This is a genomic window from Salmonella sp. SSDFZ69 (assembly GCF_004010755.1).
GTDB lineage: Bacteria > Pseudomonadota > Gammaproteobacteria > Enterobacterales > Enterobacteriaceae > Salmonella > Salmonella enterica.
In genome coordinates, this window is record NZ_CP034831.1 from 3,824,350 (window position 1) to 3,837,145 (window position 12,796).

At 52.2% G+C, this 12,796-nt stretch carries 11 protein-coding genes; 3 read left to right on the forward strand and 8 right to left on the reverse strand.

From position 1 onward, the window contains the following. Positions 1 to 12: 12 nt before the first annotated feature. The 7 genes from EOS98_RS18990 to EOS98_RS19020 form a co-directional block, all read right to left on the reverse strand. Positions 13 to 1,215, reverse strand: a complete 1,203-nt coding sequence (locus EOS98_RS18990) for an XAC2610-related protein (RefSeq protein ID WP_126524297.1) — start codon at positions 1,213 to 1,215, stop codon at positions 13 to 15. Positions 1,216 to 1,414: 199 nt separating this feature from the next. Next, positions 1,415 to 2,365, reverse strand: coding sequence for a 4-hydroxy-3-methylbut-2-enyl diphosphate reductase (gene ispH, locus EOS98_RS18995; RefSeq protein ID WP_001166428.1), 951 nt, complete (start codon positions 2,363 to 2,365; stop codon positions 1,415 to 1,417). A 2-nt stretch (positions 2,366 to 2,367) separates the two neighbouring features. Next, complete coding sequence (fkpB, locus tag EOS98_RS19000) at positions 2,368 to 2,817, reverse strand: FKBP-type peptidyl-prolyl cis-trans isomerase (RefSeq protein WP_000047269.1); 450 nt, start codon at positions 2,815 to 2,817, stop codon at positions 2,368 to 2,370. A 154-nt stretch (positions 2,818 to 2,971) separates the two neighbouring features. After that, the gene (gene lspA, locus EOS98_RS19005; protein ID WP_000042739.1) at positions 2,972 to 3,472 is read right to left on the reverse strand and encodes a signal peptidase II; all 501 of its coding nucleotides are present in this window, start codon (positions 3,470 to 3,472) and stop codon (positions 2,972 to 2,974) included. Continuing rightward, complete coding sequence (ileS, locus tag EOS98_RS19010; RefSeq protein ID WP_001670710.1) at positions 3,472 to 6,306, reverse strand: isoleucine--tRNA ligase; 2,835 nt, start codon at positions 6,304 to 6,306, stop codon at positions 3,472 to 3,474. The genes lspA and ileS overlap by 1 nt, the downstream gene beginning before the upstream one ends. A 44-nt stretch (positions 6,307 to 6,350) precedes the next feature. Next, positions 6,351 to 7,289, reverse strand: coding sequence for a bifunctional riboflavin kinase/FAD synthetase (gene ribF, locus EOS98_RS19015; RefSeq protein WP_126524298.1), 939 nt, complete (start codon positions 7,287 to 7,289; stop codon positions 6,351 to 6,353). Between the two features lie 7 nt (positions 7,290 to 7,296). Beyond that, positions 7,297 to 7,512 carry a DUF2575 family protein gene (locus EOS98_RS19020; RefSeq protein WP_001726890.1) on the reverse strand — a complete coding sequence of 72 codons (216 nt, stop codon included), beginning with the start codon at positions 7,510 to 7,512 and terminating at the stop codon, positions 7,297 to 7,299. Between the two features lie 105 nt (positions 7,513 to 7,617). Here EOS98_RS19020 and rpsT point away from each other — a divergent pair, with 105 nt between their 5' ends. The 3 genes from rpsT (at position 7,618) to EOS98_RS19035 (ending at position 11,789) form a co-directional block, all read left to right on the forward strand. Then, positions 7,618 to 7,881: a 30S ribosomal protein S20 gene (gene rpsT, locus EOS98_RS19025; protein WP_001518655.1), complete on the forward strand. Its 264-nt coding sequence runs from the start codon at positions 7,618 to 7,620 to the stop codon at positions 7,879 to 7,881. Positions 7,882 to 8,336: 455 nt separating this feature from the next. Beyond that, complete coding sequence (locus EOS98_RS19030; RefSeq protein WP_000099989.1) at positions 8,337 to 9,710, forward strand: MFS transporter; 1,374 nt, start codon at positions 8,337 to 8,339, stop codon at positions 9,708 to 9,710. A gap of 39 nt (positions 9,711 to 9,749) precedes the next feature. Beyond that, entirely contained in the window at positions 9,750 to 11,789 is a 2,040-nt protein-coding gene (locus tag EOS98_RS19035) for a TIM-barrel domain-containing protein (protein WP_094963787.1), read from the forward strand. A 54-nt stretch (positions 11,790 to 11,843) separates the two neighbouring features. Here EOS98_RS19035 and nhaR read toward each other — a convergent pair whose 3' ends face one another. Beyond that, entirely contained in the window at positions 11,844 to 12,743 is a 900-nt protein-coding gene (gene nhaR, locus EOS98_RS19040) for a transcriptional activator NhaR (protein ID WP_000062872.1), read from the reverse strand. Positions 12,744 to 12,796: the final 53 nt, after the last annotated feature.

Consider the following 12,796-nt stretch of genomic DNA (forward strand, 5'->3'; position numbering starts at 1 on the left):
TGCTCTCCTGACCTATTGTTTTATATCTTCATACTCAGCGCGACTGATACAGGCATCAGGCACATCGTCATCCGTCACCAGACGCGGACTTAGCTTATCACCTTCGACAAACGGAACTAATGGGCAAAAACGCCCTGGCGATGCTTTGTTTTCCTGCCACTGAATCTCAAGCGATTCGGGCTCAGCGCCGGGTTTTTCTGCCTGAATCACGGTACGAACATTACCGGTTAGCCAAAAAGATTGACACGTCCCATCAAGGCTAAGAGGCGGCGTCAAATGACCATTTTTACGTACTAGCGGATAAATAATACGCCCATCAGCGTAGGAAGGTGTCATGTAGCAGTTATACATTTTGCCTTTACTTATCACAGGCTGAAAGTAGCTTTCACCGCGATCGATCAGTTCAATCGTTTTTCCTTTCCAGCGATACACATTGACGCCATGGCTGCAGCAACCGCCGCGCCAATAGCTGACAATCTGTTTATGTTCAGCATCGATCTCTGGTGAAGTGATTTCCTGATAAGACGCTGGCGCATCAACATAACGCTGTTTGGCGGGGTCATAGAGCCATGTTTGTACTGGAGCATCCGGCCCTGCAAGTAGCTCTGTTACAATCGATAGATCCGGGTAGCCATCAAAATTGACATCCCCCCATTGAGGCATAAACGGGCTACAAGTGCCCACCGAGGCGGTATCTAAGGTCTGTATGAGTTTACCATCACGGTATAATTTTATCGCCGAAATGGCCGGCGTATTGCCGCAATCAATCTCTTTGGAAGGGTCGTAACCCCCTGCATCATTCGTGTTCGTGACCAGCACAATATCAGGGGAGCTTTTAGGTTTGAGGTAGATAAGGGCAACAGGAAAATGTCGTTTTTTATCTGCGGACGTCCATTCGCCTTTAATCTCACTGCTGGAGATTTCCGCATTCCAGTAACCCGAAAGCGCCTTCACGCGTTCTTCAAGATGCACCTCTTTATCCTGGAGTGAGCCGCGTAGAACAATCACTGCCTTGTGCTGATTGCAAGGTTCATAGCAGTAATACCCATAAAGCGTGTTACCAAATCGCGTGATATTAACGTTTACCGGTTTCCCCGCGATAGTCCCGGTATAGTTTCGCTCCCAGGCGGGTAGCTCCAGCACCGTGGCGCTTGTTGCGTCCATCCAAAAGCCGATGGCGAGTAACGTTGCCAATCCATATTTTATTTTGCCCATTTCCCTTATCCCTGTAGGCATTACAACCCAAAAACCAGCAACGATTGTGCTGGTTTTTCAGATGAATAGCAAAAAGGTGGGGCATTAGCAACGGATGACGACTACGCCTTATTCTTCCTGTCGCACATTGAATATCAAAAGAAATTCTTAAGATCTGGTCAACGTAGCGTCATCAGGCAGATTTCTGAATTATGAAATCTTATTCGACCTCACGAACATCCACACGCAGCTCTTTCGGCACTTCGAAAACAATATTTTCTTCGCGCCCCTCAAGCGTGACAGCTTCGCCGCCGCCAAACTCGCGCAGACGCGCAATAACATTCTGCACCAGAATATCCGGCGCGGAAGCGCCAGCGGTGACGCCGACGCAGGCGGCTTCTTTCACCCACGCCTCCTGGATATCCGCCGCATCGTCGATAAGAAACGCGGTTCTTCCCATCCGTTGGGCCAGTTCCGCCAGCCGGTTAGAGTTAGAAGAGTTTTTCGAGCCGACCACCAGCACCACGTCAGCCTGCTCCGCCAGCGCCCGCACTGCTTCCTGACGATTAGTAGTGGCATAGCAAATATCGTCTTTGCGCGGGCCGACGATTTTCGGAAAGCGTTTACGCAGCGCATCAATCACATCGGACGTATCGTCCACGGAAAGCGTGGTTTGCGTCATGAAGGAGAGCTTGCCTTCATTTTTGACATTCAGCGTCCAGACGTCCTCTGGCGACTCAACCAGGTACATCCCCCCTTCCGGGTTGCTGTACTGACCCATGGTGCCTTCCACTTCCGGGTGCCCGGCGTGGCCGATGAGAATAGATTCTTCACCGCGACGGCTGGCGCGCGCCACTTCCATATGGACTTTCGTCACCAGCGGGCAGGTGGCGTCAAAAACGGTAAGATCGCGGCTTTTCGCCTCGTTACGCACCGCCTGGGAAACCCCATGAGCGGAGAAGATCAGAATGGCGCCATCCGGCACTTCGCTAATTTGCTCTATAAAGATCGCCCCGCGCTGGCGCAGGCTGTCCACTACATAGCGGTTATGCACGACTTCGTGCCGAACGTAAATTGGCGCGCCGTAAATGGCGAGCGCATTTTCAACAATGCTGATAGCGCGGTCTACCCCAGCGCAAAAACCGCGTGGGTTGGCCAACAGGATCTGCATGTTTATGCCTCCAGCGCCGGATCGATTTCCAGCACTTCAATATCAAAGTGAACGGTATGCCCGGCCAGCGGATGGTTAAAATCAACGGTAATCGAGTCGCCGTTGATTTCGCGAATCACGCCAGGCATTTCGCTGCCATCCATTGCGGTAAAAAGCATAATCGCCCCGACTTCCGGTTCGCCCGCCGCCATAAACTCACGGCGCGAGAAATACTGGATCAAGTCCGGACTGGGGACGCCAAACGCGGCGTCAGGCTCCAGCGAAAACGCTTTCTTTTCCCCTTCTTTCAACCCCAGAAGCTGCTGCTCCAGACCTTCGGAAAGCGAGGTATCGCCAAGACGGAACAGGGCTGGCTTGCCGTTATTGCGGGTAGATTCCGCCGTTGAGCCATCATCCAGTTTCAGGGTGAAGTGAACGAGGATCGCGCTGTTGCTCTGTACGGATTTAGACATGCAAATTGCTCACGTGTTTTGCCCGGAGGCACAAAGAACGATAAAACCGTAGGCCGGATAAGGCGTTTTCACCGCCATCCGGCACCACGTTTGCCTGATGGCGCTGCGCTTATCAGGCCTACAAAACCGGATAAGCGCCACCCGGTATTTACGCTTATGCCTGTTCTTTCGCTGTCGGTTTCGGCAAAAAGCCTTCCAGTACTATCAGCGCCGCGCCGATACAGATCGCGCTATCGGCAAGGTTGAACGTCGCGAAATGCCAGTTGCCGACGTAAAAATCGATCATATCGACAACAAAGCCGTGCCACAGGCGGTCGAACAGGTTACCCAGCGCGCCGCCGATGATTAACGCATAAGCGATGTTATTCAGCTTCTGCGTCGCTTTCGAGCGATACATCATCACCAAAAGAATTACGCAGATCCCTATCGCAATCCCGGCAAAGAACCAGCGCTGCCAGCCGCCGCTATCCGCCAGGAAGCTAAAAGCCGCGCCGTAGTTACGCGCATAATGCAGATTAAGCGACGGGAACAGCCCTACCGTATCCCCCAGAGCGAAATTCTGGAGGATCAGGTATTTGCTGCCCAAATCGATAATCAGCACGACTACTACCAGCCATAGCCAGCGTAGTCCTGTTGAACAGAGTGGTTTACTCATCAGGCAAATTTACGTTGTTCGCCATTACCGGCGATGTTGCTGACACAGCGTCCGCAGATATCTGCATGTTCCGCCACCTTGCCGACATCAGTAGTGTAGTGCCAGCAGCGCGGACACTTATCGCCCTCGGCACGCGTTACCACTGCCTGAACTGTCGTATTACCAGCATTGTACTGAATATTTTCATCATCAATACCCCCCGCTTGCTCAGAAATCACGAACTGGGAAGTAATGAAGATAAACCTGACCTCTTCACCCAACAGTTTCAGCTTCTTGATCGTACCGTTAGCATCGTCAGCATATTTCAGCGTCACTTTTGCTTCCAGGTTCGATTTGATGCCATTGGCTTTCTGATTTTCCAGCTCTTTGTTGACCTGGTCCTTGATATAGCGGACATCGTCCCAGAATGCGTCATTAAATTCTTCATTCTCTTCCAGGCCAAACAACCCGTCGTACCATTCGCCGGTGAAGACATATTTTTCACGCTCGCCCGGCAGGTAGCCCCAGATTTCATCAGCCGTGAAGGACATGATCGGTGCCATCCAGCGAACCAGCGCCTCTGCGATATGATACAGCGCAGTCTGGCAGCTACGACGCGCGACGCTATCGGCCTTCGCGGTGTACTGGCGGTCTTTGATGATGTCGAGGTAGAACGAGCCCATTTCAACGGAGCAGAAGCGCATCAGGCGCTGTACCACTTCATGGAAGTCGTAAGCTTCGTATGCCTTCAGAATCTCTTGCTGCGCCGTTTTCGCGCAGCCCACCGCCCACCTGTCCAGCACCACCATCTCTTCCGGTTTGACCATATCGGTGGCCGGATTGAAGCCATTGAGGTTCGCCAGCAGGAAGCGCGCGGTATTACGGATACGACGATAGCTGTCGGCAGCACGTTTGAGGATTTCGTCAGAGACCGCCATTTCGCCGGTATAGTCAGTAGACGCCACCCACAGACGCAGGATATCCGCGCCCAGTTTATTCATCACATCCTGTGGCGACACGGTGTTACCGATGGACTTGGACATCTTGCGCCCCTGACCATCGACGGTGAAACCGTGAGTCAGTACCTGGCGGTATGGCGCTTTGCCTTTCATCGCCACGCTAATCATCAGGGAGGACATAAACCAGCCGCGATGCTGGTCAGACCCTTCCAGATACATATCGGCAGCGTGACCGGCGAATTCCGGACGTGCGTCAACCACGGAGTAACTGGTGGAACCGGAATCAAACCAAACGTCCAACGTATCCGGAACTTTCTCGTATTGATCGGCATCTTCGCCGAGGATCTCTTTCGGGTCGAGATCCCACCACGCCTGGATACCGTCAACTTCAACGCGTTTCGCCACCTCTTCCATCGCCGCCAGAGTACGCTCAATCGGCAGCAGCTCCTGCGTTTCTTTATGCACGAACAGCGACATCGGTACGCCCCAGGTACGCTGACGTGAGATACACCAGTCAGGACGGTTAGCGACCATTGATTCAATACGCGCCTGACCCCAGTCCGGGATCCACTGAACGCCTTTGATCTCTTTCAGGGACTGTTGACGAAGCCCTTCTTTATCCATGCTGACGAACCACTGCGGGGTCGCGCGGAAAATGATCGGCGTTTTGTGACGCCAACAGCACGGATAGCTGTGCTGCATTTTTTCGACATGCAGTAGCGCGCCTTTTTCTTTCAGCAGTTCAATAACGATATCGTTCGCCTTGAAGACGTTAACACCGTCAAGCGTTGGATATGTGCCTGGCAGGTAAGTGCCGTCCGGGCCAACCGGGTTAGCCGTTTCCAGGCCATACTTTTGGCCGATCACGTAGTCATCCGGGCCGTGACCAGGGGCGGTATGTACCGCGCCGGTACCGGCGTCCAGGGTGACGTGATCGCCGAGGATCGCCGGCACGTCAAAGCCCATAAACGGATGGGTAAAGCGCAGCAGTTCCAGCTCCGCGCCTTTAACGGTGCCGAGAATGGTGTATTCAGCCGCGCCAATACGCTGCATGACGCTTTCAACCAGATCTTTCGCCAGAATCACCGCCTGACCGTCAATCTGCACCAGCGCATAATCAAAGTCCGGCGCCAGAGAGATGGCGCGGTTAGCCGGCAGAGTCCACGGCGTGGTGGTCCAGATAACCAGCGACACAGGGCCGCTCACGCCCGGCAGACCAAACTTCGCTTTCACCGCATCCTGATCGACGGCGCGGAACGCCACGTCGATAGACGGTGACGTTTTGTCGTAATATTCAACTTCCGCTTCCGCCAGCGCGGAACGGCAGTCAACGCACCAGTGCACCGGCTTAGCGCCTTTGTGCAGATGACCGTTTTTGATAATTCTGCCCAGAGCACGGATGATGTTGGCTTCGGTTTTGAAGTCCATAGTCAGGTACGGATGCGACCAGTCGCCCAACACGCCCAGACGAATGAAGTCTTTACGCTGGCCGTCAACCTGCGTAGCGGCATATTCGCGGCACTTGGCGCGGAATTCAGCGGCGGTGAATTTCTCGCCCGGCTTACCGAACTCCTGCTCGACTTTCAGCTCGATAGGCAGACCGTGACAGTCCCAGCCCGGCACGTAAGGCGAGTCAAATCCCGACAGTCCTTTGGACTTCACGATAATGTCTTTCAGAATCTTGTTAACTGAGTGACCAATATGAATGCTGCCATTCGCATATGGAGGGCCATCATGCAGAATGAAGGTTTTTTTGCCTTTTTTGGCCGCACGAATGATGCCGTACAGATCATCATCGGTCCAACGCGCCAGCATTCCCGGTTCACGCTTGGCGAGATCGCCGCGCATCGGGAACCCTGTTTCCGGCAAATTCAGGGTCGATTTATAGTCACTCATCAGATTCTCGGTTCCGTATTTCGGTTTGATAAACACCGTCAGGGTTATGCCTGCCCGGTTAGCCCAAAAAACTTGCGGGCCGTTAACTCATCGCGTGCGATTTGCGCTTTTAGCTCATCAAGCGACGCAAATCGCTGCTCATTACGTATCTTTTTACGCAGTATTACATCTATATGGCGACCGTAGAGGTCCATTACAACGTCCAGCAGATGCACTTCCAGTTGTTGACGCACGCCAGCCACCGTTGGACGAGTGCCAATGTTCGCTACGCCGGGTAACGGCTTATCGCCAAGCCCGGTGACTTCCACCGCATAGACCCCTTTGACCGGGGAGACCTGACGGCGCAGCGGTAAGTTCGCCGTCGGGAAGCCAATGGTACGTCCCAGCTCGTCGCCATGAACGACACGCCCGGAAATAGTAAAGGGATGTCCCAGCAGACTTTCGGCAAGCGCCAGGTTATCTTCCGCCAGCGCCTGTCTCACTGCGGTACTACTGATACGCACGCCGCCTTCACAAAAGGTTTGGGTGCTGGAAACCGCAAAACCATACTCCGCCCCCGCCTTCTGTAATAACAAGAAATCGCCCGCACGGCTAGCACCAAAGCGGAAATCATCGCCGACGGCAAGAAATTGCACGCCAAGTCGCTCCACCAGCAGTTCGCTGATAAACGTTTGCGCCGTCAAAGCGGCAAAGCGACGATCGAATTTCACGCACAGCACATAGTCCACGCCGCACTGCGCAAGGTAATGCAGTTTTTCACGCAGGCGCGTCAGGCGGGCGGGCGCTTTATCCGTCGCGAACAGCTCCAGCGGCTGCGGTTCGAAAATCATGACCACCACCGGCAGACCGCGTCTGCGTCCTTCTTCCTGCAAACCCTGCAGTAGAGCGCGATGCCCCCGATGTACGCCGTCGAAATTACCAATGGTCAGCACACACCCATGCGGGGCCTGACTGAGATTATGTATGCCGCGTATCAGCTTCATGTCTGACTCAAAACAGTGAAAATCGCAAGAGTATACCTTGTACAGCGGTCAAGGTTAACCGACTATTGCCCTGATGAAACATAAAGAAGATGCTTTTCATCGCCATGCGGCAAACTCCGCCCCAAAACCCGCCGCTTAATGCAATTTTTCTCATGGAAAGGCTGTATTCACAGCACGCAAGCTGGTAGAATCCTGCGCCATCACTACGCAACGAGTGCTGCAATTTAAACGGCGCTTATTTGCACAAATCCATTGACAAAAGAAGGCTAAAAGGGCATATTCCTCGGCCTTTGAATTGTCCATATAGAACACATTTGGGAGTTGGACCTTGGCTAATATCAAATCAGCTAAGAAGCGCGCCGTTCAGTCTGAAAAGGCTCGTAAGCACAACGCAAGCCGTCGCTCTATGATGCGTACTTTCATCAAGAAAGTATACGCAGCTATCGAAGCTGGCGACAAAGCTGCTGCACTGAAAGCATTTAACGAAATGCAACCGATCGTGGACCGTCAGGCTGCTAAAGGTCTGATCCACAAAAACAAAGCTGCACGTCATAAAGCTAACCTGACTGCACAGATCAACAAACTGGCTTAATCGCCTGCTTGTTATCAGCTTTGTAGAAAAACCCGCGTAAAGCGGGTTTTTTTATGCCTGCTATCTGCCGTTTTGCTCGTCAACCGCTGGCGCTGATCTCACTCGTTCACGCTCTTACTAACCAGCCTATTTTTTCAGCTATCCCTCCCTCAGTCACGTAATACTTGAAAGTTATTTTCTTTCACTATTTTCCTTTTTTTATTTCATTACTGAAAAAACTGTGACCACCTTAGCAAATAAAAACATCGCTCATTCAAAAACTAATAAACGCAATCCTGATGTAAGATTTAATAATTGATTGATGCCGTCGGGTTAACTACTTTTCATGTACACCTTACTTACTCATTTTAATCTGAGGTTAAATTCAAAAACGACATAAAAATAATATTCAAAACTTGCTTAGAAAGTAGAGGTTGTTTTTCTGGGCGTATCGTACCAATATCGGAGTTATCATTATGAGTTCTGTCATTGAGGATACCCAGCCTTCCGGGTCAGCATCATTGTCTTTACTACAGCGTATTAGCTACGGCTCTTTGGATGTGGCGGGTAATCTGCTGTACTGCTTCGGTTCAACGTACATTTTATATTTCTACACAGACGTTGCGGGCATTAGCCTTGCCGTAGCAGGCGTTATCCTGCTGCTGGCGCGTATTATCGATGGCATAGACGCCCCCATATGGGGGATCATCATCGATAAAACGCGTTCACGCTACGGTAAATGTCGTCCCTGGTTTTTATGGTTACCGCTGCCTTTTGCGGTATTCAGCGCGCTGTCATTTTGGTCTCCTGATATCAGTATGACAGGAAAAGCCATCTATGCAGCAATATCTTATATGATTGCCAGCATTCTATTTACCGGACTTAATACACCACTCAGTGCAATATTACCCCTGATGACCTTATCTCCCAAGGAAAGACTGGTTTTAAATTCCTGGCGAATGACCGGTGGGCAAATTGGGGTTTTATTAATGAACGCGACCGCCTTGCCGTTAGTCGCTTTTTTAGGTAACGGTGATGATCACGCTGGTTTTATTTATACGGCAATTACGTTTGCCATTATATCCTGCGCGCTAACGCTCTTTGCGTTTAAAAACATTCGTGAAATGGATACGGATAAAATACAGCATGAACCTAAGTTGCCGATGAAAAAAAGTTTCGCGGCGATGAAAGGTAACTGGCCGTGGATCCTGATGGTGCTGGCTAATCTGATCTTCTGGATTGCCCTACAGCAGCGCAACACGACCATTGTCTATTATCTGACCTACAACCTCGACCGTAAAGATCTGGTACCGCTGATTAACAGCCTGGCGACGATTCAGATCCTGTTTATCATCGCTATCCCCTTCTTTAGCAAATACCTGGCTAAAACCTGGATATGGGTAGGCGGTCTGCTGGTCGCCACGTTTGGCGGCGTCATGATGTGGCTGGCAGCGGACAACATTACTTTCCTCATCGCCGCCTGGATACTCGGCAATATCGGCAGCGGTATCGCCTGCTCAATGCCATTTGCCATGCTGGGCTTCGCCGTTGATTTTGGCGCCTGGAAGACCGGTATTAAGGCTACCGGCATTCTTATCGCCTTCGGCAGCACCTTCTGCATCAAGATGGGTAGTGGCCTCGGCACCGCTTTCGCCGCCTGGATCATGAACAGTTTTGGCTATGTCCCCAACCATGCCCAGAGTGCTGCGGGTCTGGAGGGCATTATCTGGGCCTTTATCTGGGCACCCGCCCTACTCTTCGCGCTCGCAGCGATCCCACTACTTTTCTTTCGCAAATACGAAGCGATGGAAGAGAAGATTCGCCACGATCTGGAAACCGTCAACTCATAACGTTCTTTACCTTCACCCTCGAATATGGGAGGCACCACCATGCCATTTATGCAACAAGACCCGCGTCGTCTGGTCTGGCAGCAAAACGATCGCTATTTATGGATTGAACCCTGGGGCGAGAACAGCCTGCGCGTACGCAGCGGCCGTCATCTGCCGGTAATGAGAAATGAAGACTGGGCATTGACTGAGCCAGTCGCAGAAAGCCAGTGCCACATTGATTATGAGCACCACCAGGCAACGCTGACCAATGGCAAAATTATCGCTATCGTCAATCAAAAAGGACAAGTTACCTTTTACCGCCATCCACACAAACCCCTGTTGCAGGAGTTTTGGCGCCTGCGGGGCGAAATTGGCGAGGATGAATCATCTCACGGCCAGTACGTCAGCGCACTCAACCTTGAGGGACGCGAGTTCCGCCCGATTCAGGGTGGGAAATATTCACTGAAAGCCCGCTTCGAAGCCACCGAAGGGGAAAAAATTTATGGCATGGGGCAGTATCAACAGGCCAACCTGGATCTCAAAGGATGCGTGCTTGAGCTGGCGCAACGTAACTCCCAGGCCTCAGTACCGTTTATGCTCTCCAGTCTGGGCTACGGATTTTTATGGAACAACCCGGCAGTCGGACGCGTAACCTTTGCCCAAAACGTTACCGAATGGGAAGCGCAGGTCAGCGAACAGTTAGACTACTGGATCACGGCTGGCGATACCCCGGCAGAAATTAGCCGGGCTTACGCGCTGGCTACCGGCACGCCGCCGATGATGCCGGACTACGCCATGGGCTTCTGGCAGTGCAAACTCCGTTATCGTACACAGGAAGAGCTGCTGGAGGTCGCCCGCGAATATAAGCGCCGCAATCTGCCTATCTCAGTGATCGTAATCGACTTCTTTCACTGGCCGAATCAGGGTGACTGGATGTTCGATGCGCGCGACTGGCCCGATCCTGATGCCATGATTGCCGAGCTGAAATCGCTGGGAATTGAACTGATGGTCTCCGTCTGGCCGACGGTGGATAACCGTACCGAAAGCTATCGGGAAATGCGCGAAAACGGCTGGCTGGTACAAACGGAACGTGGCTTGCCGATCAATATGGATTTCCTCGGCAATACCACTTACTTTGATGCGACTCATCCGGGCGCGCGCGACTACGTCTGGGGCAAAGCCAAACGCAACTATTACGATAAAGGCGTGAAGTTATTCTGGTTAGATGAAGCCGAACCTGAGTTCAGCGTTTACGACTACGACAACTATCGCTACCATGCCGGGCCGGTACTGGAAGTGGGCAATATCTACCCACGTATGTACGCTAAAACCTTTTTTGACGGCATGAAAGCCGATGGCGAAGACCAGGTTATCAACCTGCTACGCTGCGCCTGGGCCGGCAGTCAGAAGTTCGGCGCACTGGTCTGGTCAGGGGATATTCACTCCTCGTTTAGATCGCTACGCAACCAGTTTGCCGCCGGACTCAATATGGGAATCGCGGGGATACCGTGGTGGACGACGGATATCGGCGGTTTTCATGGCGGTAATATTCACGACCCGAAATTCCATGAATTGCTGATTCGCTGGTTCCAGTGGGGCGTCTTTAGCCCGGTGATGCGTCTGCACGGCAACCGCGATCCGCAGATTTTACCCGCACAACCATACCGGGATGGTATCGCCCAGTGCCCTACAGGTGCGCCGAACGAGGTCTGGAGCTACGGTGAGGAAGTATGCGACGTACTGACAGGTTGCCTGGCGTTGCGAGAAAAACTCAAGCCCTATATCAAAGCGCTGATGGAGGAAACCCATAAGCACAATACGCCAGTGATGCGCCCCCTGTTCTTTGAATTCCCCGAACAGGAAACAAGTTGGGCAATCACCGACCAGTATTGTTTTGGTCCTGACCTGCTGATCGCCCCCGTCATGCATGAAGATATGCGCGAACGTGATGTCTGGCTACCAGAAGGGGAAACATGGACGGATCTTGCGACCGGTGAAAGCTATTCAGGAGGGCAGACGCTGCAGTACGCTACGCCACTGAACAGAATTCCGGTGTTTATCCGCGAAGGTGGGCAGTACCGTAGCCTACTGAACTTGTAGAATGATTCCGGCTGCGGGCTAGTTCCGCAGCCGGAAGTATTACGGTAGGTACGTCTACTGTAGCTTAAACAATGCCGAGTAGTCCGCATTGCAAATACGCTGCACCGCCGGATGCTGGATCATTCTCTCGGCAAAAATCGCATGATATTCTTCCATGACATTCTCCACGCGCCCAATCTCTATTACCGACTCATCGGCATAAAAATCCAGCGAATAAAGGCTCGGCGCCACAAAAATCGCATCGTGCGTCGCGCCAAACGCCTTCATTAAGGCCGCGTCATCAAATTCGCCGAGGATCTCAACCTGCAACCCCTGCGAATTAAACCAGTTCAACAATTTACGCCCCAGCATCGAGCGCCGTCCCGGCACCAGCAAACGTCGCTCTTCCAGGCAGGCAGGGAACGCTTTTTCGGGAAGTGGATTCGTACACCAGAAACTGACGCTACATTCGCCGATTTTGACTGAGAATAGCCCCTCCTGCTGCGTGGAATCTATCGGGCAGTCGGAGATAATCATATCCAGCTTGTGCTGGCTGAGCTGTTCGAGCAACATTTCGTGCGTGGACTCGAAGCAACGCAGATGTATGGGTTCGTCCACCACCACCGCCGCATCCAGAACGCTGCTGACCAGACGCTTGGATAAAGCATCGGCGACGCCGACATCAAACAACAGGTTTGATTCTTTGCGGTAATTGACGATATCCAGCATCTCCTGGCTTAGCGTAAACATTTTGTCCGCATAGCGAAAAACCAGCTCGCCCAGTTCGCTGGGCTCAAGACCGCGTCCCTTACGTTTAAATAGCTTCCCCTGTAAACGCTCTTCCAGGGCTTTAATTTGACCAGTAATGGTTTGCGGCGTCAGAAAAAGCGCCTCTGCGGCACCCACGACAGAACCTTCTTTATAGACATGCCAGAAGTAATAAAGATGGTTGTAGTTAATATGAGACATGCTCATTCCTCTCCCTGTTCAATGTCGCAAGGGAGCGATACATCGCTCCCCCTTTCCTT